The following is a 22,528-nucleotide window of genomic DNA, read 5'->3' as shown; positions in this document are numbered from 1 at the left end:
TTACACAATCAGCAGTCCAGGTGAGATCGATCGCAAACGCGAGGTGACCGCCGGCCGCTGCTTGCACGCTCCGAATCCGTCATAAACGCGTCGCGGGTTTTTCGCGACCTTCCATTCACGGCTCGCGCCCCGAGCGCGGCCATTAACCATCTAGTACCGGGGATGCACATGTTGAGGAAGACACCGCTTGCTGCCGCGATCATGAGTTTCGTGGCTGTACCTGCTGCCGCGCCGCTTTACGCTTATGCGCAAACCGCGCCGACTACCCAGGTTCAAGCACCAGGGCAAGCGCAAACCGAAGCGGTGACACCCGCGGAAAACGCCACACTGCCTGCTGTTCGGGTGACCGGCCAAGCGGACACGTCGAACGATTTCCAGCCCGATAAATCGAGCGTCGGCGCAAAAGTGCCAACCGCTCTGCGCGATATTCCGCAGGCAGCCGTGGTCGTTCCCAAGTCCGTGCTGCAATCGCAGGCTGTCACTTCTTTCTCCGACGCCCTGCGCAACGTGCCCGGCGTGACGATCGGTGCGGCAGAGGGCGGTCAGATCGGCAACAACATCAACTTGCGCGGTTTCTCGGCGCGCACGGACATTTATCTCGATGGCTTTCGCGATCGCGGCCAATACTATCGGGACACGTTCGATCTTGAATCCATCGACGTGCTGTATGGCCCGTCATCGCTTTATTTTGGCCGCGGTTCAACGGGCGGCGTGATCAACCAGGTGAGCAAGCAGGCGGAACTGAAAGCGCACGCGTCCGTGTCCGCGATGGTCGGCACGAGCGACCGGTATCGCGGAAGCTTCGACATCAACCAGCCGCTTTCCAGCACGTCGGCGATACGCCTGAACGCGTTCGGCCAGGACCTCGGCTCGACGCGCGATGTGATGAAAAGCAAGGACTACGGCTTCGCGCCGACGGCGACTTTCGGTATCGGCACGCCAACGGAAGTCACGCTCTCCGCGTTGATCGAGCATAACCGCGACCAGCCCGACTACGGCATTCCGCCAGTGAACGGTGCGCCCGCGCCGGTGAGCAAGAGCCAGTTCTACGGCTTCGAGGGCGACCGCACGATTCAGGACGTGCAGACGGTTTCGGCACGGATCAAGCATCGTTTCAGCGATGACCTCACGCTGCGCAACCAGACGCAGTTCAGCCACTACAGCACCGACGCCATAGCCACAAACGCAGCCGCCGTGCTGACCGGTCCGGCTGGAAATTCACCGGCGCTCGCGAACGGCAATTTCACGTCGCTGCCGCTGTCGTCGCTGTTCGTGAGGCTGCAAGGCAAGGACCGCAACATCAACGATCATTCGATCTACAACACCACCGATATCGACTACAAGTTCAACACCGGATTCCTCAAGCACGAGGTGATTGCGGGCGTCGACCTGAGTCACGAGACCTATAGCAACCAGTCGTTCACCGCGACCACGCCGGGCTTGCCGTCGAACACCATCGCCATCGTGCCGCTGCTCAATCCGCAATACACCACGCGGCCGGCGAACACGCAGGAAGTCGCAACCAATCTGGTGGAATCGAGTGCGAACGGCATTGGCATTTTCGCCAACGACACGGTCTCGATCGGCCAGTACTGGAAGGTCGTGGGCGGCGTGCGCTGGGACCGTTATGAAGCGTCGATCAAGAACACGCTCAACGCGCCTTCGTATGCCACACAGACCAACTTCTTCACGAGCGTGCGCGGCGGGATCATTTTCCAGCCGACCGACTGGCAGTCGTACTACGTGTCGTATGGCACGTCGTTCAACCCGTCGCTGGAAGCGCTGACGCTCACAAACAACCAGCAGAACATTCCGCCGGAATCGAACCGCTCGTATGAGATCGGCACGAAATGGGATTTGCTCAACGGCGGTTTGTCGGTGACGCAATCGCTGTTCAATATCGATAAAACCAATGCCCGCACGCTTCAGACCGACGGCAGCTACACGCTCGACGGCGACGTGCGCGTGCGTGGTTATCAGCTTGGACTCGCCGGGCACATCACGAATAAATGGCAGGTGTTCGGCGGCTATACCTACATGGACGGCGAAGTCGTGAAGGCGCTGGACAACACAAACGGCAAGACGCTCGCCAACACGCCGCGCAACATGATCACGCTGTGGACCACCTACGACCTCACGCCGCAATGGACGTTCGGCGGCGGTCCGGTGTACACGTCGGCACGATACGCGGCCAGCAACGACTTCGTGCAGGTGCCCGCGTACACGCGCTGGGACGCAATGGCGGCCTACCACCAGAAGCACTACGACATCCAGTTGAACGTGCAGAACCTGACCAACAAGCATTATTACGATGCGCTGATTCCGTCGGACGGCGGGCGCGCGGTGCCAGGTTACGGGCGCACGTTCCTGGCAACGCTAAACTATCGGTTCTATTGACTTTACTGGCCGAGCGCAGCGGCGCTGCACATCAATCATGATCCTTTCAATACCCGATGTCCTCAGTCCCGAGGACGCCGCCGCGATGCGCCAGCGGCTCGATGCATCGGACGCCTGGGTGGACGGCCGCGCAACGGCCGGCTACCAGGGCGCGCCGGTCAAGCGCAACCAGCAGATCGCGCAGGAGTCGCCGATTGCGTTCGAACTCGGCGACGCGATTCTTGCGTCGCTCGAACGGCATCCGTTGTTTATCAGCGCAGTGCTGCCGAACAAGGTTTATCCGCCGCTTTTCAACCGCTATGAAGGCGGCATGCACTTCGGCAGTCATGTCGATGGCGCCATTCGCCTCGTGCCGGGACATGGCACGCGCGTGCGCACGGATGTATCGATCACGCTTTTCCTCACGCCGCCGGACGAATACGACGGCGGCGAGCTTGTGATCGAGGACACGTATGGCGTGCAGGAAGTGAAACTGCCGGCGGGAGCCGCGATTGTGTATCCGGCGACGAGCCTGCATCAGGTCCGGCCAGTGACGCGCGGGATGCGCGTGGGGAGCTTCTTCTGGGCGCAAAGCCTGGTTCGCGACGACACGCGTCGCAGCTTGCTGTTCGATATGGACACGGCAATTCAAAGGCTCAACGCCGAAAACGCCGATGATGCCGCGAGGCGCACGCTCGTTGGGTGTTATCACAATTTGTTGAGGCTTTGGAGCGATACCTGAACCCAGTCCGGAGCCTCACGCTCATTCAATCCGCCACTACTTTTTGTCATTAACTGTAGTCGTCGGAAAGACACGCAAATCACCCGCACGGGCCGCTTCCCTGCTGCCCGCTTATTGCGACCGGTATACTCACGCGTCGCCCAAAGCCGCCTGAACGCCGGCTTTCGCACTTTTCCCCCAAAAAACACCGAACAAGCCCTCCGAGGCACTCGTCTTCATGCTCACGCCTCTTATTGCGCGTCTCGTCACCTTGTCCATCCGCCGGCCCGCGTGGATTATCGTTTTATCGCTGCTGGCCGCCATTTTGAGCGGCTATTACGTGCTGCATCACTTCAAGATCAGCACCGACATCAGCCAGCTTATCGAGACAGAACCCGAGTGGGCGGCGCGCAGCCACGCCATTGACAGCGCGTTTCCGCAACGGGGTTCCACGGTGCTGGTGGTGGTCGAAGCGCAGGCGCCGGAATTCGCCGATGCCGCCGCCAGCGAACTCGCGGCGGCGCTCGCCCAGGACACGAAAAAATTCACGGCCGTCTCGCAACCGTCGGGCGGCGAGTTCTTCGAGCACAACGGCCTGCTCTATCTTTCTGCCGATAAAGTCGCCGACACCACCCAGCAACTGGTCAAGGCGCGCCCGCTGATCAACGCGCTGGCGCACGATCCCACGCTGACGGGCCTGGCCGGAACGCTCAATACCAGCCTCAATCTCCCGTTGCAGCTCGGCCAGGTGACGCTCGGGCAAATGTCGAAGCTGCTGGGACAAAGCGCCGGCGTGCTGGATAAAGTCGTCGCGAACCAGCCGGCCGTATTCTCGTGGCGCAATCTCGTCGATACCGCCGCAACCCAGCCCGCGCGCGCGTTCGTGACGGTGCAGCCGGTCGTGGACTACAACGCGCTGGAACCCGGCGCGAGCGGTTCGAACGCGATCCGTGCAACGGCAAACGCGCTGAAAATCCAGGAGAAATACGGCGCGGTCGTGCGTCTTACGGGCGAACAACCTCTCTCCGACGAAGAATTCGCATCGCTCAAAGATGGCGCGGTGCTGAACGGCATCCTGACGTTTATCGTCGTGCTGGTGATTCTCTGGCTCGCGCTGCGCTCGGGCAGGATGATCGTCGCCGTGTTCATCACGTTGTTTGTCGGGCTCGCGGTCACGGCCGCGCTCGGCCTCATCATGGTTCATGCGCTCAACCTGATTTCGGTCGCGTTCATGGTGCTGTTCGTCGGGCTCGGCGTGGATTTCGGGATTCAGTTCGGCGTGCGGTATCGCGAGGAACGCTTCAAGGACGACCGGCTCGACGTCGCGCTCGTCAGCACCGCGCGGCACGTCGGCGTGCCGCTGACGCTCGCCGCCGCCGCCACCGCCGCGAGCTTCTTCTCGTTCCTGCCGACCGCGTACCGTGGCGTGTCGGAACTCGGGCAGATCGCGGGCGTCGGCATGCTGGTCGCGTATTTCACCAACATGACGCTGCTGCCCGCGCTGATCAAGGTGTTCGCGCCGCCGGGCGAAGCAGGTTCGCCGGGCTTTCCGAAGCTCGCGCCGGTCGACGAATACCTTGCACGCAATCGCAAGCCGGTGTTGATCGGCACGTTGATCGTGGTGATTGGCGCGTTGCCGCTTCTGATGCATCTGCGCTTCGACTTCAATCCGCTGAACCTGAAGGACCCGAAAACCGAGTCCATGGCCACGCTGATCTCGCTGAAAGACGCGCCCGAAGCCGCCGTGAACGATGTAAAAGTGCTGGCGCCATCGCTTGCGGAAGCCGACAGGATCGCGGCGAAGCTCGCCCAATTGCCGGAAGTCGAGCGCGCCACCACGCTGTCCTCGCTGATTCCCGCCGACCAGCCGAAAAAACTCGAGTTGATTTCGGCCGCGGCGGCACAGCTTCTGCCGGCGTTGAACCAGCGCGTCGCGCAACCGGCCAGCGACGCGGTTCGCATCGCGACGCTCAAGCGCCTTGCGAACTCCCTCGAACTCGCCGCCGACGAACATCCCGGCGCGGGCGAAAACGAAGCACGCCATCTCGCCGCGACGCTGAAAAAGCTCGCCGCCGCCGATGCCGCCACGCGCGATCGCGCCGAACACGCGATGTCCGATCCGCTGCGCATCGCGCTCGGCCAGATGCGTTCGCTGCTGCAGCCGTCGCTTGTCACGCAGGCTTCGCTGCCCAAATCGATGACCGACGGCTGGCTCGCAGCCGACGGCCACGCGCTCGTGGAGGCATCGCCAAAAGCGCTGGAAGGCAAGAACCGCGACGACGACCAGATGCTCGCCCGCTTCGCCGACGCCGTGCAAAAAGCGGAACCGAACGCAATCGGCGGCCCGATTTCCGTGCTGCATTCGGCCAATACCATCATCAAGGCCTTCGAGCAGGCGGCGGTGCTGTCCCTGATCGCAATCACCATTTTGCTGTGGATCACGTTGCGTCGAGTGGGCGATGTTTTCAGAACTTTGATACCTTTGCTGGTCTCCGCCGTGGTCACGCTGGAGTTGTGCGTCGTGTTCAACATGCCGCTGAACTTCGCGAACATCATTGCGTTGCCGCTGATGCTGGGTATTGGCGTGGCGTTCAAGATCTACTTCGTGATGGCGTGGCGCTCCGGGCAGACCGGATTGCTGCATTCCAGCCTCACGCACGCCGTGATGTTCAGCGCCGCGACCACGGCAACGGCGTTCGGCAGTTTGTGGTTTTCGCATCATCCGGGCACGTCGAGCATGGGCCGGCTGCTGGTTCTGGCGTTGTTCACAACGCTGATTGGCGCAGTGGTATTTCAGCCGGTTCTAATGGGCAAACCCCGGGTGCAGCGCAAGACCGCCGACACTCATTAATTCGTACGATCACCAGCAAGATCCAAGGAAACGACTCATGACGATGGCAATCACGCCACGCGCCACCCGCAACCTGCGCGCCCTTTCGGGCGGTGCGGCGCTCGCTGCCGCATTGATGCTGGCAGGCTGCGCGACCGGTCCCGACCGAAAACCGGGCGATCCGCTCGAGCCGATGAACCGCCAGATTTTCAAGTTCAACGACGCCGCCGACAAATACGTCGCACGCCCCATCGCCACGGGTTACGTGAAGGTCACGCCGAGCCCGCTGCGCACGGCAATCAGCAATTTCTTCTCGAATATCGGGGATATTGGCAACTTCGCGAACAACCTGCTGCAGTTGCGGATCACGGACGCGACCGAGGACCTGATGCGCTTCGCGTTCAACTCAACGTTCGGTATTGGCGGCCTGATCGACTGGGCAACGCCGGCGGGGCTGCCGAAGCACAACCAGGATTTCGGTTTGACGCTTGGGCATTACGGCGTGCCGTCCGGGCCGTATCTTGTGTTGCCGCTGCTCGGACCGAGTTCAGTGCGGGACTCCACAAGCTGGATTGCGAGCTATCCGCTCAATCCGGGCACGTATATGAGCGCGGGCGCGAACGCCGCGCTGTTCGGCGTGCATTTCATGAGCGCGCGTGCCGATTTGCTGGGCGCAACGGACATCCTGTCGCAAGCGGCGCTGGATAAATACGCGTTCGTGCGCGACGCCTACACGCAGCGTCGCCAGTATTTGCTGACGGGCGCAGCTAATGCGGCGCTGCCCGATTACGGTGACGAAAGCGGCGCGACCGCCGTGCCGGCAGCAGGCGCGAGCGCGACGTCGGCCCCTGCGCAGCCGGGCGCGGGCGGCAGCAGCAAGTCGCAAGGCTTGCCGGATTATTCGGACCCGGCAGCGAAGTAGCGCTGCGCGGCTGGACTCGCGATACGGCCAACCTTAACGGTCATGCTGTATCGCGGGCAGGTTTGGACGCCGCGTGGACTACATCACGGCGGCCCAGGGATAGCGCGCGAAGTGGCGCTTTTCGAATGCTTCGATATCGGCGCGTTGCGCGAGCGTCAGGTCGATTGTGTCCATGCCCTCGATCACCATACGCTTATGCCGCGCGCCCAGCGGAAAGCTGAAAACCTTGCCGCTGGTTCCGGATGTCACGGTTTGCGCTTCAAGATCGATCCTGATGATCGATGCCGGATCGCCCACCGAATCACGCAGCAGGATATCCACCGCTTCCCGGTCCAGTTGCACGAGCAGCAGACGATTGTTCATCGCGTTCGAGTAGAAGATTTCGGCGAAACTCGGCGCAATGACGGCATCGAAACCATATTGCTGCAGGCCCCACACCGCGTGCTCGCGACTCGATCCACACCCGAAATTCGAGCCGCCAATCAGGATGCGCGCGGCTTTGTACTGCGCCTGATTCAGCACGCAAGCGTCGAGCGGCTCGCCGTGCTCATCGAAACGAAGATCGTATAGAAGGCCCTGGCTCAAACCCGCTTTATCGATAATCCGAAGAAATTGCTTCGGCATGATCTGATCGGTATCCAGATTTTCGATAGGCAACGGCGCCGCGCTCCCTTCAATGACGCTTAGCTTAGACATGGCGGTTCTCCAGCGTGCGGACATCGGTGATCTTGCCGGTCAATGCGGCTGCGGCGGCCATCGCGGGGCTCATCAAATGCGTGAGGCCGCCCCGCCCCTGACGCCCTTCGAAATTGCGATTCGTGGTCGACGCGCAGCGTTCGCCGGCTTGCAGGAAGTCGTCGTTCATCGCAAGGCACATGGAGCATCCCGGTTCGCGCCATTCGAAACCCGCGTTCTTCAACGTCTGCGCGATACCTTCTGCCTCCGCCTGCCGGCGCACCGATCCCGAACCCGGCACGACCATCGCGCGCACGCCTTGAGCGACCTTCCGGCCACGAACAATCCCGGCCACGATGCGCAAATCCTCGATCCGCCCATTCGTGCACGAGCCAATAAACACGCGGTCGATTGGCGTTCCGGCTATTGGCTGGTTCGATTCGAGGCCGGTATAGTCCAGCGCGCGGCGCAATGCGGCAGCGGCTTCGGGCGTGGCCTGCGACGCGGCGTCGGGAACGAGCGCGTCCACGCGCATTGCCTGATTCGGGCTCGTGCCCCACGTGACGAAGGGCGCGATGTCGCTCGCGTTGAAACGGTGTTCGGCATCGAAAGTTGCGTCCTCGTCCGACTTGAGTTGCGTCCAGTCCGCGAGCGCGGCGCACCACGCGGTGTCGTCGAGCGTCTTCGCGTGGGCGCGGACATAGTCGAACGTGGTCTGATCCGGCGCGATCAGCGCCGCCCGGGCGCCCGCTTCCACGATCATGTTGCACAGGGTCATGCGCGCTTCGGCCGAAAGCGACGTCACGGTCGATCCCGCGAATTCAACGGCGTAGCCGCGCGCGCCCTGAGCGCCGATCTGGCTGATGATCCAGATGATCAAGTCCTTCGATGAAGTACCGTAAGGCAAAGTGCCATCGACCGTAATACGCATGGTTCGCGCCACGTGATACACGAGCGTTTGCGTTGCAAGCACGTGCTCGACCTCGGACGTGCCGATACCAAACCCCAGCGCACCGAGCGCGCCGTAGGTCGTCGTGTGGCTATCGCCGCAAAGAACGGCCATGCCCGGGCGGATCAGGCCCAGTTCGGGCGCGACGATGTGTTCAATGCCCTGCAGCGGATCGTTCGCGGCGAACAGGCGTATGCCGGCTTGATTGCAATTGCGCGCGAGGTTGTTGGCTTGCAGCAGCGACGCGGCGTCGCGAATCACGCGCGGCGATTCGGCGTGCGTCGGAATGATGTGGCTCACAACGGCAAGCTGCTGATTCGGCCGGCGCACGGGACGGTTTTTATCGGCGAGACCGCTGAACGCTTGCGGACTCGTGTATTCGTTCATCAGATGCAGATCGACGTAGAGCAGGACGTTCTGTTCATCAATACGCAAAACCGTATGCGAGTCGACAAGCTTTTTATGGAAGGTCGTGGCGATCGGCATGATCTCAGGCCTCAAGAAACGGCAAGACGCATTCGATCAACGCCTCCGGCGCTTCTTCGGGAATGTAATGGCCGCACGGCAGCGCGTGGCCGGTGACGTTGCGGGAGTATTGCCGCCACTCGGCGATCGGATCGAAGCACTTTTCGATCACGCCTTCCGCGCCCCAGAGCGCCAGGAATTCGCAGGCGTTTTTCTCCCCGTTTGCGAGCGTCTCGCGGTCGTGTTCGAGGTCGATCGTCACGCTTGCGCGGTAATCCTCGCAGATGCCGTGCGCCGTGCCGGGACTCCGCAGGCAACGCAGGTAGTGTGCGTATGCCTCGGGCGCGAATGGCTTCAGGCCCGCGCTGCGTGCGCCGATGGTCTGCTTGAGATAAAGGTCGGCGTCGGCGTTGATCAGCGTTTCTGGAAACGGCGCGGGACGCACGAGAAAGAACCAGTGCCAGTAGGCGCGAGCAAATTCGAACGAGGTTTTTTCGTACATCGCCAATGTTGGCGCAACGTCCAGCGTGACCAGTTTCGTGACCACGCCGGGGTGATCGAGCGCCATGCGCACCGCGACGCGGCCGCCGCGATCGTGGCCCAGAACGGCGAACGAGTCGTGGCCCAGCGCCCGCATCAGGTCCACCTGGTCCCGCGCCATGCGGCGCTTCGAGTAATTGCTGTGATCCGGCAGCCCTTGCGGCTTGCCGCTCTCGCCGTAACCGCGAAGGTCCGCGGCGACCAGCGTGAAATGTTGGGCCAGAGCCGGCGCAACCTTATGCCAGATCGCGTGCGTTTGCGGATGGCCGTGCAGCAGGAGCAGCGCTGGACCGGCGCCACCGGTTATGGCCTTGATCCTGATTCCCTCGACCGTCGCAGATGCATCCTTGAAATCTTCGAACATCGTTGTCTCCAGCAGTTTTATGAAGTTTAATTGATGCGCTGAACGATACAGTTTCTATTCAGGCAATCCAGACTTAACTTCCAGGAATGAATCCGATGGACGGTTTTTCCGATCTCAACCTGTTCACGCTCGTGGCGCGGCATCGCAATCTGGCGGCGGCGGCGCGGGATCTGGGCGTGACGCCGCCATCCATCAGCAAGCGTCTGGCGCAACTGGAGCGGCGGCTGGGCGTGCGGCTTTTGAACCGGACGACGCGGCGCGTCAGCCTGACGCCCGAAGGCGAGCTGTATCTGGCGAACGGCTCGCGCATCCTCGATGAACTCGCCGAACTGGAGCAACTCGTCACGAAAAGCCGTGGAGAACCAGCGGGGTTGTTGCGCGTGAATGCATCGTTTGGATTTGGGCGCAGACGCGTGGCCCCGGCGGTATCGAAGTTCATCGCGCACTATCCGGCGATCAAGATTCAATTGCACTTGTCGGACAGGCCAGTGAACTTGCAGGAAGAAGGATTCGATCTGGGGATTCGTTTCGGCGATGTCCCCGATGCGCGAATCAACGCGCGAATGCTCCTGAAGAATCGGCGGGTGGTGTGTGCATCGCCGGAATACGTGGCGGCGTTCGGCGTGCCCGCGACGCCGAACGATCTGACGCGGCATGCATGTCTGGTGCTTCGGGAGAACGAATCGGCTTACGGGACGTGGCACTTCACGCGCGGGAAAAAAGCGGAGACGATCAAGGTCGACGGTCCGTTAAGCAGTAACGACGGCAGTACGGTGCTCGAATGGGCGCTCGATGGCCGAGGCATTGCCGTGCGCTCGCAATGGGAGACGGAAGCGCTGGTGCGGGATGGAAAACTCGTGGAATTGCTGAAGGACTGGGCGCTGCCTAATGCGGATATTCACGCCGTTTACTTGGAACGGCATCAGTTGTCCGCGAAGCTGAGAACGTTTGTGGAATTCCTGGGTGAAGAGTTGCGGAGAAATTAAGCCTTGGTTTTATTCATTGCGCCGCATTTATTCAAATAAATTAGCGGAACTCCACTTATGAAGTCCCGCTGGAATGCAGTTCGAACGCGCACCATTTATGCAGCCCGCTCGAAAGCGGGCTGAGCATGGGCATTCCATTCGTCGACTTTTGCCGGATCGGGATGCGCATGCCGCCGCGCGTCGATCTCGTTCATGCCATGGGCAAGCGCGAATTTTCGCGCGTCCAGCGCACATGCAAAGTGTCCCAGAATGCCGCTCGCGCGCTGAAGGCCGTCGGACTCCCTGACGATCAGCATAGCGGCGTACGTGCCGTCGTCGTAAGCAGCCAAGGGAATCAGGACAACATTCCTATAAGCGATCTCGCCGTCGCGCATGTCGGACTCCTCTCTCAGTTCACCATTCCACCCGCCCCAAGCGTCGGGACCGGTCCGGATATAAATTTGTGTTTAGGCATTATCGATAAACATAAAAAAACGGGTCATCAGGATTTGCCCTATTTCGAAATTTCTTAATAAGTTTGCATACGATTTGCAGCGCTTTCGCGGTCGTTTCGGTGCAATTTGGTGCATATTCAGGATGCGCTTCGTTAATCGCGGCGCGTTTGCTGTAGTTAAAGACGAATGAGCACCGGATTTATTGCAACGCGAGAAAACATAGCTCGGCTTTCTTTTGCGAGAAAGTACATGCAAGGGGGTTGAATCTCGTGCGGTGCTTTTTTATCTTGGCGTATGCTGGCTTTGACGTTTTGCGAAACTGGAACGGTGGCGTCCGCAACGGACACCTTATTCTGGATAACCGGACACGCAGGCATCAGGGTATCGATATCCGTCGCGATGTCCAAACGACTGATGGGGGACTTTGTGAAAATCGAATCGACCGAATGGTTTCCGTTGAGTGACTACGCACCCGTGCGCGACGGCTGGTATGAAGTGCAGCTTGCCAGCGGCGCAACGGCGTTTGCGAAGTTTGGCGCCGATGAGTGGACGGAGAAACCGCTGCTGGTTTTTACGCACTGGCGCGGGCTCGCGGCTGATCCGGGCGCCGCTGAAGAGACGGAAAACATCAGCGCGGAAGTGGTTGCTGCTGAAGGGGTGAGAGCGGTCTGGGACAAATTCTTCCCGGGATCCGGTAAAGAACAGCATAAGCCGCTGGAACCTCAGGGAAAGGAATGATGGGTCGCCCGCGTTGTTTGAAAGGCCTGCCTGATAACAACAACGCGAGCGTCGGCGACGAAGAAAGGCAATCCACGTTGGCGATTGATCGCATGAAATAAAAAAGGTCACGGCCATCGGTTCCAGAACGCCTCGGAATTACCGCATTCGGTCCGAATGAAATCGGTGAGCAACTTCACTCGGGCGATATCGCGCGTATCGGCATGCGAAACGAGCCAATAGGAACGGCTAAGTGCGATTTCGTCAGGCAATATGCGCACAAGCGCCGGTTCGTTGCGCGCAATAAAACATGGCAGCACGCCAATTCCCGCGCCACCGCTCACAGCCGCCGCCTGGCTGATCACATTCGAGATGCGCACCGTGGGCATCAGCGCCGTCGAGATCTGCGACAGGTAATCGAGCTCCGTGCTCCACATCAGGTCGTCTATATATCCGATCCAGCGGTGCTTGAAAATGTCCTGAAACGTATTGATGGGCGCATGTGAATCGACATATTGCCGCGATGCAAACACACCCAGCGCATAGTCGTTGAGCCGGTGCGCATAAACGCGGCCGCGAGTCGGACGCGTCATGGTCACCGCAATATCGGCTTCACGCTTGGACAGGCTGAACATGCGCGGATTTGCGACCAGTTCGATCTCGAGATCGGGATGCGCCGCCGTGAGTCTGGCGAGCCTTGGCGCCAAAAAATATGTGCCGAAACCTTCCGGCGTTCCCACTCGGACAGTGCCGGTCAAACCGCCGGATGGATCGTCAAGACGCGCGTTGATGCGCATTGCAAGGCTTTCCATGGCCTCGGCGTCGGTCATCAGGCGCTCGCCTTCTGGCGTCAGTAGAAAACCAACTGAACTGCGCTCGAACAACTGCACGCCAATGCTCGCTTCAAGCGATGCAACCCGTCTGCTGAGGGTGGAATGATCCACGCCCATTTGCTGCGCCGCGATAGTCAGGCGTCCTGCGCGGGCGATCGCGAGGAAGGCCTGGAGCGCATCCCAATCGAATTTTCGCATGGGGATTTTTGCACAGCGCGGTTGTGGAATTGCCCATTCTATTGCAAAAAGCATGCTGCTATCTTTGGTTCAAAGGACGTCTTGAATCCCTTTCGAACTACCGTACAGGAGACAGCATGTCGCTTATCGCGAAACTCGAAGCACGCGCTCAAGCAAGCCGCCCGGTTCGCGTCGGATTGATCGGCGCAGGAAAATTCGGCTCGATGTACCTCTCGCAGGCACCGCGCACGCCGGGTATTCATCTGGTTGGCATCGCGGATATTTCGCCCGAACGGGCTCGCAACGCGATGCATCGGGTGGGCTGGGAAGAAGCACGATATTCTGCTTCTTCGTGGTCCGAAGCATTGCGCAGCGGCACCACGTTCATTACCGACGACGCAGACGCGATGATCGCGAGCGACCACGTGGATATCGTGATCGATGCCACCGGCAGCCCCGCCGCGGGCATTCACCATGCGCTGCTGTGCTGCAAATACAAGAAGCACATTGTGATGGTGAACGTGGAAGCCGATGTGCTCGCTGGTCCCTTGCTTGCAAGACGGGCGGCCGAAGCCGGCATCATCTATTCAATGGCTTCCGGCGATCAACCCGCGTTGATCGCGGAACTCGTGGATTGGGCGCGCACCATCGGTTTCGACGTCATCTGCGCCGGCAAAGGCACGAAGTACCTGCCCATCTATCACCAGTCCACGCCCGATACCGTATGGAGCTACTACGGTTTCACCGAAGAGCAGATCGCATCCGGCGACTTCAACGCGCAAATGTTCAACTCGTTTCTCGATGGCACGAAGTCAGCGCTGGAAATGGCGGCGGTATCGAATGCGTGCGACTTGCGTCCGCCTTCTGATGGCCTCGCGTTTCCGGCATGCGGCGTCGACGATCTTCCGAATGTGTTGAAGCCTGCGTCCGATGGCGGCATTCTCCCGCATCGGGGAAGCGTGGAAGTGGTGTCGTCCCTGGAACGCGACGGGCGGCCCGTCTTTCGCGACTTGCGCTGGGGCGTGTACGCGGTCTTCGAAGCGCCTTCGGATTACGTGCGCGACTGCTTCGCGCAATACGGACTGAAGACCGACAGCAGCGGTCGTTTTACGGCCATGTACAAGCCATATCACTTGATTGGGCTGGAGTTGGGGGTATCGATTGCAAGCATCGCCGTGCGTGGCGAAGCAACGGGCGCGACGACCGGCTTTCATGGCGATGTCGCGGCCACCGCGAAGCGCGACCTGCGGGCGGGTGAACGTCTTGATGGCGAAGGCGGCCACACCGTCTACGGCAAGCTGATGCCCGCAGTGGACTCGCTGATGCAGGGCGCGTTGCCCATTGGCCTCGCGCACAACATGGTGCTGCAACGACCCGTTGCCGCCGGCCAACCGGTTTGCTGGACCGACGTAGCCTTCGACGCCACCCGGGAAGCGGTGAAAGTACGCCTCGAAATGGAAGCGCTGTTCAGGAAGGAACTTGGCGAGGAGGTAGCGGCGGCCAAGCTTGCATCGTAAGTATCCCTGATCATGCGGGACATATCCCGCACCGATCGTTCTCTATAACGCCCGCCAAAGGGCGACGGAGGAGACATGAGCCATATCAGCGACACCATTTTGGTCACGCCCTCGGCGCGCACCGACGTATACCGCAAGATAAGCTGGCGCATCATGCCGTTTATCGTGCTGTGCTATTTGTGCGGGTATCTGGACCGCGTGAATGTTGGCTTCGCGAAACTGCAGATGCTCAACGACCTGCACATGAGCGACGCCGTATACGGCCTTGGCGCGGGCATTTTCTTTATCGGCTATTTCATCTTCGAAGTACCGAGCAACCTGATCTTGCACAAGGTCGGCGCACGGCTATGGATTGCCCGGATCATGATCACCTGGGCCATCATTTCGGCGGCAACGTTGTTCGTCAAGACACCCGTGCAGTTCTATACCGCGCGCTTTTTCCTGGGCGTGGCCGAAGCCGGATTCTCGCCGGGCATCATGCTGTATCTGACGTACTGGTTTCCCGCGCGCAAACGCGGCTTTGCGCTCGGCGTGTACTACATTGCGATACCGCTTTCGGGTGTCGTGGGCGGTCCCATGTCCGGCTGGATTCTCACGAAATTCGCGCATTCCACGGTCATGGCGGGATGGCAATGGCTGTTTCTTATCGAAGCGTTGCCGGCGCTTCTGTGCGGCATCGCCGTGCTCGCTTTGATGGTCGATAAACCCCACCAGGCGAAGTGGCTCACCGATACCGAAAAGAACCTCGTCACCAGCGAGATTGGCCGCGAGGACGCTGAAAAGACGACGCATCACAACCTGCGCGCCATTCTCTCCGACAAACATATCTGGAAGCTTTGCGCGGTGTATTTTTGCCAGATCATCGGGCTGTATGGAATCAGTTTCTGGTTGCCGTCGATCATCAAGGATTCAGGGCTTGCCGATGTCTCGGTCATTGGATGGCTCTCGGCAATTCCTTATCTTGTCGCCATTCCTGCGATTGTGCTCACAGGCATGAGTTCGGACCGGTTTCGTTCGCGGCGGATGCATTTTTCGGTGCTTGCCGTGATCGGCGCGATTGGCTTCGCGGCGAGCGGGTACGTGGGGCATCACCCCGCGCTTGCCGTGATCTGGCTGAGCGTGGCGGCGGCGGGGATCTTGTCGGCGTTGTCGCTGTTCTGGAGCATTCCGTCGTCGTTTCTTGCGGGGACATCCGTTGCGGTGGGCATTGCGGGGATCAATTGCGTGGGAAATCTGGCGGGGTTTGTATCGCCTTATGTGGTGGGATGGCTCAACGTCGCCACGCACGATAACCGCATGGGCCTTTACTTCGTCGCCGTGTGCCTGGTGTTGGGAGCGGTGCTGGTCAGGACGATATCGGGGAAACTGGCGGACAGGTGAGTTTGATCTCGGCGTGACCGGCTTTTTTCACGAGCCGGTCCATTGTCCGTGGTTCACCACGGCACGACCCGTCCCAGATAGTCCAGGTAATGCAAGCCGGAGCGTCCTTCGTAAGCCTCCATCGTATTCACCAGATTCGGGATGCTTTCCTCGATAGTCAGACGCGCGCCCGAACCGCCCATGTCCGTCCTGACCCATCCGGGGGCCATCAACAGGAGCGTTTTAGCGTCGTCCTGATGACGCGCTGCAAAGCTGCGCATGAACATGTTGAGCGCCGCCTTGCTGCCTCGATATACCTCGTAGTTGCCATTGGTATTGTTCGTCAGGCTGCCTTGCCCGGACGACATGACGGCAATTGTTCCATTCGGCTGCACGAGGCCCTGAAATGCTTCGATGACCCTCATCGGACTCAATGAGTTCGTGACCATGATGCGCACGAATTCCTCGGTCGAGACATCGGCAATGGTTTCGCGGTCGTCGTTCTTCACGCCGGCGTTCACGAAAAGCATGTCCAGTCGCCGGTCTTCGAGACGAGCGCGTAATGCGGCGACCTGATCGGGAATCGTGATGTCCACTGATTCGACTTCAAGCGCGCCGCGGGCGGTTTCAGAGAGCCGGCGCAGTTTTTCTGTTGAGTCTGCGCGGCCGGTGGCGATCACTCGCCAGCCGCGTTCGAGAAATTCCTCGACCATGGCGAATCCGAGACCGCGCGATGCGCCAACGAGAAGGACGGTTTTCTGCGTGGATGTGTCTTGCATCAGTAGCTCCGTATGTGTCGATACAACCAATATATCGACGCCCGATACATGGCGGAAGGCGCAGCATTTGCATTGATAACCTGCATCAAACGCCATGCTAGGATCGGGGCATGGCAGAACCCGATCTGAATTTGCTCGTTGCGCTAGACGTACTGCTCGCCGACGGAAGCGTGGCCGGTGCTGCGCGCCGATTGGGTTTGAGTGCATCGGCAATGAGCCGAACGTTGGCGCGTCTGCGGGAGACGACCGGCGACCCGTTATTGGTTCGTGCAGGGCGCGGCATGGTGTTGACGCCTCACGCAGAAGCACTGCGCCAACGCACTCGGAATGCGGTTCACGAGGCGCGTGCGGTACTTCGTCCATCATCCGCGGAGCCCGACTTTTCGACATTGCAGCGAACCTTCACCATTCGCGCCAACGATGGTTTTGTCGAGGCCTTCGGTGCGTCACTGATTGCCGTGGTTAGCGCGGTTGCGCCTCTGGTGCGCTTGTGTTTTGCATCCAAGCCCGAGAAGACGGCGGCTTTCTTGCGGGACGGGTCGGCCGATCTGGAAATTGGCGTGCTGGGCGACATGGGGCCGGAAGTACGCGTGCAGGCGTTGTTCCGGGATCGCTTTGTGGGTGCTGTCAGGAAGGGCCATCCGTTAGCAGCGAAGGGTGAGGTGACGGCGAAACGGTACACCGCGTTCGGCCATGTCGTTGCTTCACGCCACGGCCGCGGGAATGGACCGGTCGATGAAGCGCTGGCGACCTTAGGCCTTAAACGGACGATTGTCGCTGTGGTTCCGAGTTTTCCCGCCGCGCTCGCTATTGCGCGGACTTCGGATTTGATTGCACTCGTGCCTGCTTCTCTGGTTCGCAGTGAGGCCGCGTCCGCCAGCATTGATGCGTTCGAGCTTCCCGTGAAAACGGAGCAGATTACGGTGTCGCAGATGTGGCATCCGCGTTTGGAGGTCGATCCTGTGCATCGATGGCTTCGGCAAATGACACTGAGCGTGTGCCGGAAATCGACCTGACCGATGCCTTCGCAGGAGCGAGCATGCGCACGGCGCATCTAGAACACCCCCGCCCTTCCCATCGCGTGCCGCGCCTGCACCAACGATCCCTTCGCCGCCCGCGCATCTCCCGCGATTTTCAACAGTGCGCCAAGCTGCGAAGGCTCTCTCAGCAACTCCCGCAGAATCGGCAGAATCGTCGTGGTTCCATCGTCGCGCAATCCGGCTGTCGCCGCTTTCGGCAAACTCCTCCACGCCGGATCCACGATCGCCCTGCACACGGCGAACGGCAGCCCTCTCGCCTTGGCAATCGCCCCGGCAACGTGCGATTCCATATCCACCGCCAGCGCCCCCGTCGATCGATAAAGCGAGCTTTTTTCCTGCTCCCCCGCCAATGGCGCCGCAACGCCAGCCATCTTCCCGCGCACCGCCTTTGCTCCGACCGGCGTTCCGGAAAAAGCCGAAAACATTCGCGCCGACCATTCCAAATCCGTATCGATAACCCCAAGCGGTCCCGACACGGCACTCGCAATGATCACTGTTCCCGGCTCCAGATCGGGCGCGAGGCCGCCCGCCGTTCCAAAGCTGACGATGCCGGAACACCCCCGCGCCAAGGCTTCGCTCAAAGCACGCTCCAGCAAATCCGCCCGGGCCGCAAAGACCGCCTCAACACCGGGCCCGCGCGCAATGCGCGCTTCGAACGCCATTCCCGTGACCGCGATGACGGGCAAGCTCACATCCCCGCCGTCACGCGCGTGGTGCCATCGCGCAGCATGTTCCTGTAGCGTGCCAGCGCCCAGAGCGGAAAAAACTTTCTATACCCGTGATATCGGAGATAGAAAACGCGCGGGAAGCCGGTCGCGGTGAACCGGGTTTCATCCCAAAGCCCGTGCTCGCGCTGGGTCGAATGCAAATACTGAATTCCCTTCGCCACCGCCGGATGTCCGACCAGCCCCGCCGCCATCAACCCGAGCAACGCCCAGGATGTCTGCGACGCCGTGCTCGGTGCCGCCTCATATCCGCGATAGTCCAGCTTGTAGCTCTCGCCGCCTTCGCCCCATCCGCCATCGGCGTTTTGAATGCTGACAAGCCACTGCGCGGCGCGCTGCACGCGTGAATCCGTCAGCGGCAATCCCGCCGCGTTCAGCGCGCACAACGCCGTCCACGTCCCATAGATATAGTTCAGCCCCCAGCGCCCGTACCAGCTTCCATCGCGTTCCTGATCGCGCAGGATGTAGTCCAGCGAGCGCTTTGCCGGCTCGCTCGTCGCGGGCAATTCGCCAAGCTGCGCGAGCATCGACAAACATCGTCCCGACACATCCACCGTCGGCGGATCGAGCAGCGCGCCGTGATCCGAGAACGGAATGTTGTTGAGGTAATACTGCGTGTTTTCGGGCTCGAACGCGCCCCATCCGCCGTCGCTGCTTTGCATGCCGACGACCCATTCCCGCCCGCGAGAAATCGCCTCGCCATACAACGCGGTGCCGTTTTCGCGATCGGCGCGTTCCATCGCCATGGCGACAACGGCGGTATCGTCCACATCCGGATAATGCGGATTCGCAAACTGGAACGCCCAGCCGCCCGGCCGGATGTTTGGTCGGCGCGAGATCCAGTCGCCGCGCACATCGAGAATCTGCAGCGGCACGAGCCAGTCAAGACCACGCGATACCGCCGCGCGCGCGCGGGGTGTATCGGCTTCGAGCAACGCGTGCGCGGCCAGCGACGTATCCCAGACAGGCGACAAGCACGGCTGGCAATACGCCTCGCCATCGGGCACTTCGTCAATGATCAACAGCTTCTCGATCGACTTGCGCGCGATCGCCCGGTTCGGATGATCCTCCGCGTAGCCGAGCATGTCGTACATCATCACGGAATTGGCCATGGCGGGAAAAATCGCGCCGAGACCATCCTCGCCGTTCAGGCGTTCGTCGACAAACCGCACGGCCGCCTCGATTGCACGCTGGCGCGTATGGCGCGGAAACAGCGGATCGGCGGCGCGCAGCACGGCGTCGACTGCCCGAAACAACACGAACCAGCCCTGATGCTGATGCGGCGCGCGCGCGGCCATGCCGGCGTTGACAGGGGCGTCGAAGAAAAGCTCGTCAATGCGCACGCCCTTCGGATTGCGCGCCTTCGGCCGTTTGGCGTTGAGCACCAGCAAGGGCACGATAACGGTGCGCGCCCAGTAAGACACCTTCGACAAATGAAACGGAAACCATTCGGGCAGAAGCATGATTTCTACGGGCATCATGGGCACCGCGCGCCATGAGATCACGCCGAACAGCGCGAGCAGAATGCGCGTGAAAACGTTCGATTTTTCCGCGCCGCCAGCCGCAATGACCGCGCGGCGCGCGCGCTGCATATGTTCCGCTTCGGGCGAATCGCCGATCATCTTCAGCGCGAAATACGCCTTGACGGTGGCGCTCACGTCCATGGCGCCATCGGTGAACAAAGGCCAGCCGCCGTCTTCGCGCTGGATGCGGCGCAAGTAGCGGCCAATCTTCGCTTCGAGTGCGGGCTTGGGCGTCTCGCCGAGGTAATGCACGAGCAGCACATACTCGGCGGGAATGGTAGCGTCGGCTTCGAGTTCGTAGAGCCAGTAGCCTTCGGGATGCTGATCGGCGAGCAGCGCGTCGGCCGCGCGGGATACCGATGCCTCCAGGGCCGCCGCGCTGATGGGCGCGGTCGAGGCGTTGGAAGGCTGGACAATGTCGTTCATCTGAATTCCATCGGGGGATTCATGAGGAGGTCCGCGGCCTTCTGGCCTGAGCGGATCGAACCTTCTATGGTTGCAGGCAGGCCGGTGGCCGTCCAGTCGCCCGCCAGCATGAGATTGGGCCAGCGGGTGCGGGTCGCCGGCCGGAGATTCGCCTGGCTTGGCAGCGCGGCGAACGTCGCGCGTTTTTCGGTCACGATCTGCCAGGCAGGCATGCGCTCGACGGGTAACCGCGCGGCTTTCGCCACCTCCTGCCACAGCGTTTGTGCAAGCGTTTCGCGCGGGATATCGATAAAACGATCCGCATTATGAATGGTCACGGACAAGCGGTCGTCGTAGGCCAGGAGCCAGTCGGCCGTGCCATTGAGCAAACCGGTCACAGGCTCGAATGCGAGCGGCGGTCCAACCGCGAAATGCGCATTGATGATCGCGCGAAACGCTGTTGGCGCGATCAGCCCCGGCACGAGTTCCCGCGCGGCGTAAGGAGGCACGGCAAGCACCACGCCGTCGGCCGCGCCAATCTCCACGCGGGTTTCATCAAAATCAAGCGAGCGCACGCGGGTTTTCGAATCAGTGCCGGCAAAACCGATTGCCGTAAGACGCGATCCCAGCCGGATTTCCGCGCCACCATATTGCAGAAGCCGCAGCGCAGGTTCAATAAACGCGTGCCCCAAGCCATTGCGCGCGGTCAGCGGCCGGCACGCCTGGCCGCCCGGCAACACGGTTTCCTTCATCACATTGGCGGCCAGCACGGCGCTCCCTTCGCGGGGATCGACGTTGAGCAACGCGAGCAGAAACGGATCGAGCATGGCGTCCCAGAGACGGCCGCTCGCGCGCATGGTCTGCTCGACGGTTCGCCCCGGATTGGCGAGCAGCAAGCGCAATAGCGAGAGATAGTCCGCGGGCAGCGTGCCGGGAACGCGCGTCGCCGTGTCGAAGATCCAGGCGGGAAAGCGTCCGGGCGATATCTTCAGGGTCCAGCGCGAACCGCTGCGCAAATCCATGAAGGGGTAATCGGCTTGAGTCGGGCCGATAAGTTCGTCGGCGGCGCCAATGGCCTTGGCAAATCCCAGCGCGGCGTGGTTGCCGGACAGGATCAGGTGATTGCCGTTGTCGATCGTGGCGTTGAGCTTGATGTCGAAATACGAACGGCATCGGCCGCCCGCATGCGGCGCGGCTTCGTGCAGAACGACCCGCGCGCCGCGGCGTTGCAACTGGACTGCGGCGGCAAGCCCGGATAAGCCAGCGCCAATGACATGAACTGTCCGCGACATCAGAACACGTTGCGCGCCACGATCCACAACAGCCGTGACCGTGGCGTACGGACGTGATTGCGCGGGAGATCGAAGCCACGCTTCAGGTTCGCCTCGAGTACGCAGCGGTACGCGCCCGACATGATGCGCGGCGCCTTCACCTGTGCTCGCGGCGTGTTGGCCATGATGGCGTCGGATTGCGCGTAATGGCTGCGGGCCCGCTCGGCGAGGGTCAGGCACACGCGCGGGAGGCGCGCGTCGCCGACTATGGACGCAATGTCGGTGGTGGAAATGCCCTCGCGCGACAACAGTTCGCGCGGCAGATACACCCGGCCGATAGCCGCGTCTTCATCGATATCGCGAAGAATATTCGTCAACTGCAGCGCGCGGCCAAGGTGATGCGCGAGACGCCGGCCGGCATCTTCCTGCATCCCGAATATCCTCACCGACAAACGCCCCACCGCGCTCGCCACGCGATCGCAATAGAGGTCGAGCGTGGCTTCGTCGGGCGCGACGATATCTTCGGAATCCATTGCCATGCCGTCGATCACGGCAATGAAGTCATCGCGCGAAAGATGGAATGCGTGGATGTGCTGCGTCAGCGCGGCGAGCGACTTGCGCGGCTTGCCGGCGTAGCAGTCGTCTATGTCGGCGCGCCATTGCTCGAGCGCGGCGGCGCGTTCGTGACGCGGCATGGTGCCGTCGTCGGCTATGTCGTCCACCGCGCGGCAAAACGCGTAGACCTGGTACATCGCGTCGCGCTGCGCAGCCGGCAGGATGCGCATGGCAAGATAAAACGAACTGCCCGAGGACGCCTTGGCGGCGTCGGGCACTGGTTCATCGGCGATAAGATTGGAAACGGCCAAGACGGACTCCGCTGTGGCGCCCCCAAGGGCAGTAATGTTGGATCGGGCGCCGTG

General features: G+C 61.2%; 19 protein-coding genes. 9 read left to right on the top strand and 10 right to left on the bottom strand.

Going from position 1 to position 22,528, the window contains the following annotated elements:
• Positions 1-168 precede the first annotated feature (168 nt).
• The 4 genes from AWB64_RS07015 (at position 169) to AWB64_RS07000 (ending at position 6,849) form a co-directional block, all read left to right on the top strand.
• Positions 169-2,397 (top strand): TonB-dependent receptor, encoded by a 2,229-nt coding sequence (locus AWB64_RS07015; protein WP_060818393.1) that lies wholly within the window; start codon positions 169-171, stop codon positions 2,395-2,397.
• A 37-nt stretch (positions 2,398-2,434) separates the two neighbouring features.
• Positions 2,435-3,118, top strand: coding sequence for a Fe2+-dependent dioxygenase (locus tag AWB64_RS07010; protein WP_060817933.1), 684 nt, complete (start codon positions 2,435-2,437; stop codon positions 3,116-3,118).
• A 217-nt stretch (positions 3,119-3,335) separates the two neighbouring features.
• Complete coding sequence (gene hpnN / locus AWB64_RS07005; RefSeq protein ID WP_060817931.1) at positions 3,336-5,948, top strand: hopanoid transporter HpnN; 2,613 nt, start codon at positions 3,336-3,338, stop codon at positions 5,946-5,948.
• 43 nt (positions 5,949-5,991) lie between these two features.
• On the top strand, positions 5,992-6,849 hold the full coding sequence (locus AWB64_RS07000; protein WP_082850408.1) for an MlaA family lipoprotein: 858 nt from the start codon (positions 5,992-5,994) through the stop codon (positions 6,847-6,849).
• Positions 6,850-6,927: 78 nt separating this feature from the next.
• On the opposite strand, the gene leuD is transcribed toward AWB64_RS07000, so the two are convergent.
• Genes leuD through AWB64_RS06985 form a run of 3 tightly spaced genes read right to left on the bottom strand, consistent with a single transcriptional unit; the run spans position 6,928 to position 9,842 of the window.
• Positions 6,928-7,545 (bottom strand): 3-isopropylmalate dehydratase small subunit, encoded by a 618-nt coding sequence (gene leuD, locus AWB64_RS06995; protein ID WP_060817928.1) that lies wholly within the window; start codon positions 7,543-7,545, stop codon positions 6,928-6,930.
• Positions 7,538-8,959: a 3-isopropylmalate dehydratase large subunit gene (gene leuC / locus AWB64_RS06990; protein WP_060817926.1), complete on the bottom strand. Its 1,422-nt coding sequence runs from the start codon at positions 8,957-8,959 to the stop codon at positions 7,538-7,540. The genes leuD and leuC overlap by 8 nt, the downstream gene beginning before the upstream one ends.
• Positions 8,960-8,963: 4 nt before the next feature.
• The gene (locus AWB64_RS06985; RefSeq protein ID WP_060817924.1) at positions 8,964-9,842 is read right to left on the bottom strand and encodes an alpha/beta fold hydrolase; all 879 of its coding nucleotides are present in this window, start codon (positions 9,840-9,842) and stop codon (positions 8,964-8,966) included.
• Between the two features lie 95 nt (positions 9,843-9,937).
• Between AWB64_RS06985 and AWB64_RS06980 the strand changes: the two genes are divergently transcribed.
• On the top strand, positions 9,938-10,828 hold the full coding sequence (locus AWB64_RS06980) for a LysR family transcriptional regulator (RefSeq protein ID WP_060817923.1): 891 nt from the start codon (positions 9,938-9,940) through the stop codon (positions 10,826-10,828).
• A 95-nt stretch (positions 10,829-10,923) separates the two neighbouring features.
• On the opposite strand, the gene AWB64_RS06975 is transcribed toward AWB64_RS06980, so the two are convergent.
• Positions 10,924-11,202 carry a hypothetical protein gene (locus AWB64_RS06975; RefSeq protein ID WP_060817921.1) on the bottom strand — a complete coding sequence of 93 codons (279 nt, stop codon included), beginning with the start codon at positions 11,200-11,202 and terminating at the stop codon, positions 10,924-10,926.
• A 459-nt stretch (positions 11,203-11,661) separates the two neighbouring features.
• Here AWB64_RS06975 and AWB64_RS06970 point away from each other — a divergent pair, with 459 nt between their 5' ends.
• Positions 11,662-12,000, top strand: coding sequence for a hypothetical protein (locus tag AWB64_RS06970; RefSeq protein WP_060818392.1), 339 nt, complete (start codon positions 11,662-11,664; stop codon positions 11,998-12,000).
• A gap of 107 nt (positions 12,001-12,107) precedes the next feature.
• On the opposite strand, the gene AWB64_RS06965 is transcribed toward AWB64_RS06970, so the two are convergent.
• The gene (locus AWB64_RS06965; RefSeq protein WP_060817920.1) at positions 12,108-13,010 is read right to left on the bottom strand and encodes a LysR family transcriptional regulator; all 903 of its coding nucleotides are present in this window, start codon (positions 13,008-13,010) and stop codon (positions 12,108-12,110) included.
• Between the two features lie 116 nt (positions 13,011-13,126).
• Here AWB64_RS06965 and AWB64_RS06960 point away from each other — a divergent pair, with 116 nt between their 5' ends.
• Complete coding sequence (locus AWB64_RS06960; RefSeq protein ID WP_060817918.1) at positions 13,127-14,506, top strand: NAD(P)H-dependent oxidoreductase; 1,380 nt, start codon at positions 13,127-13,129, stop codon at positions 14,504-14,506.
• Between the two features lie 75 nt (positions 14,507-14,581).
• A complete protein-coding gene (locus AWB64_RS06955) occupies positions 14,582-15,886 on the top strand; it encodes an MFS transporter (RefSeq protein WP_060817916.1) in 1,305 nt (434 codons plus the stop codon).
• 53 nt (positions 15,887-15,939) lie between these two features.
• Here the strand turns inward: AWB64_RS06955 and AWB64_RS06950 are convergent, their stop codons facing one another.
• Positions 15,940-16,644 carry an SDR family NAD(P)-dependent oxidoreductase gene (locus tag AWB64_RS06950; protein WP_060817914.1) on the bottom strand — a complete coding sequence of 235 codons (705 nt, stop codon included), beginning with the start codon at positions 16,642-16,644 and terminating at the stop codon, positions 15,940-15,942.
• Between the two features lie 110 nt (positions 16,645-16,754).
• Between AWB64_RS06950 and AWB64_RS06945 the strand changes: the two genes are divergently transcribed.
• On the top strand, positions 16,755-17,660 hold the full coding sequence (locus tag AWB64_RS06945; protein ID WP_060817912.1) for a LysR family transcriptional regulator: 906 nt from the start codon (positions 16,755-16,757) through the stop codon (positions 17,658-17,660).
• Positions 17,661-17,698: 38 nt separating this feature from the next.
• Here AWB64_RS06945 and AWB64_RS06940 read toward each other — a convergent pair whose 3' ends face one another.
• From AWB64_RS06940 to hpnD, 4 genes are read right to left on the bottom strand one after another with little or no spacing between them, the layout of a single operon-like run.
• A complete protein-coding gene (locus tag AWB64_RS06940) occupies positions 17,699-18,346 on the bottom strand; it encodes a phosphorylase (protein WP_060818391.1) in 648 nt (215 codons plus the stop codon).
• A gap of 26 nt (positions 18,347-18,372) precedes the next feature.
• Entirely contained in the window at positions 18,373-20,358 is a 1,986-nt protein-coding gene (shc, locus tag AWB64_RS06935; RefSeq protein ID WP_060817910.1) for a squalene--hopene cyclase, read from the bottom strand.
• Entirely contained in the window at positions 20,355-21,629 is a 1,275-nt protein-coding gene (gene hpnE, locus AWB64_RS06930) for a hydroxysqualene dehydroxylase HpnE (protein WP_060817909.1), read from the bottom strand. Before hpnE ends, shc begins: the two co-directional genes overlap by 4 nt.
• A complete protein-coding gene (hpnD, locus tag AWB64_RS06925) occupies positions 21,629-22,474 on the bottom strand; it encodes a presqualene diphosphate synthase HpnD (RefSeq protein ID WP_060817907.1) in 846 nt (281 codons plus the stop codon). The genes hpnE and hpnD overlap by 1 nt, the downstream gene beginning before the upstream one ends.
• Positions 22,475-22,528: the final 54 nt, after the last annotated feature.

Source organism: Caballeronia sordidicola (genome assembly GCF_001544455.2).
GTDB classification, from domain to species: Bacteria; Pseudomonadota; Gammaproteobacteria; order Burkholderiales; family Burkholderiaceae; genus Caballeronia; species Caballeronia sordidicola.
The sequence above is the reverse complement of the archived record's forward strand: the minus strand, read 5'-3'. Positions and strand labels throughout refer to the sequence as shown.

Excerpts from the sequence above, each read along its gene's own strand:
- AWB64_RS07015 (WP_060818393.1), top strand. The coding sequence starts at position 169 with ATGTTGAGGAAGACACCGCTTGCTGCCGCGATCATGAGTTTCGTGGCT.
- AWB64_RS07010 (WP_060817933.1), top strand. The coding sequence starts at position 2,435 with ATGATCCTTTCAATACCCGATGTCCTCAGTCCCGAGGACGCCGCCGCG.
- hpnN (WP_060817931.1), top strand. The coding sequence starts at position 3,336 with ATGCTCACGCCTCTTATTGCGCGTCTCGTCACCTTGTCCATCCGCCGG.
- AWB64_RS07000 (WP_082850408.1), top strand. The coding sequence starts at position 5,992 with ATGGCAATCACGCCACGCGCCACCCGCAACCTGCGCGCCCTTTCGGGC.
- leuD (WP_060817928.1), bottom strand. The coding sequence starts at position 7,545 with ATGTCTAAGCTAAGCGTCATTGAAGGGAGCGCGGCGCCGTTGCCTATC.
- leuC (WP_060817926.1), bottom strand. The coding sequence starts at position 8,959 with ATGCCGATCGCCACGACCTTCCATAAAAAGCTTGTCGACTCGCATACG.
- AWB64_RS06985 (WP_060817924.1), bottom strand. The coding sequence starts at position 9,842 with ATGTTCGAAGATTTCAAGGATGCATCTGCGACGGTCGAGGGAATCAGG.
- AWB64_RS06980 (WP_060817923.1), top strand. The coding sequence starts at position 9,938 with ATGGACGGTTTTTCCGATCTCAACCTGTTCACGCTCGTGGCGCGGCAT.
- AWB64_RS06975 (WP_060817921.1), bottom strand. The coding sequence starts at position 11,202 with ATGCGCGACGGCGAGATCGCTTATAGGAATGTTGTCCTGATTCCCTTG.
- AWB64_RS06970 (WP_060818392.1), top strand. The coding sequence starts at position 11,662 with ATGTCCAAACGACTGATGGGGGACTTTGTGAAAATCGAATCGACCGAA.
- AWB64_RS06965 (WP_060817920.1), bottom strand. The coding sequence starts at position 13,010 with ATGCGAAAATTCGATTGGGATGCGCTCCAGGCCTTCCTCGCGATCGCC.
- AWB64_RS06960 (WP_060817918.1), top strand. The coding sequence starts at position 13,127 with ATGTCGCTTATCGCGAAACTCGAAGCACGCGCTCAAGCAAGCCGCCCG.
- AWB64_RS06955 (WP_060817916.1), top strand. The coding sequence starts at position 14,582 with ATGAGCCATATCAGCGACACCATTTTGGTCACGCCCTCGGCGCGCACC.
- AWB64_RS06950 (WP_060817914.1), bottom strand. The coding sequence starts at position 16,644 with ATGCAAGACACATCCACGCAGAAAACCGTCCTTCTCGTTGGCGCATCG.
- AWB64_RS06945 (WP_060817912.1), top strand. The coding sequence starts at position 16,755 with ATGGCAGAACCCGATCTGAATTTGCTCGTTGCGCTAGACGTACTGCTC.
- AWB64_RS06940 (WP_060818391.1), bottom strand. The coding sequence starts at position 18,346 with ATGGCGTTCGAAGCGCGCATTGCGCGCGGGCCCGGTGTTGAGGCGGTC.
- shc (WP_060817910.1), bottom strand. The coding sequence starts at position 20,358 with ATGAACGACATTGTCCAGCCTTCCAACGCCTCGACCGCGCCCATCAGC.
- hpnE (WP_060817909.1), bottom strand. The coding sequence starts at position 21,629 with ATGTCGCGGACAGTTCATGTCATTGGCGCTGGCTTATCCGGGCTTGCC.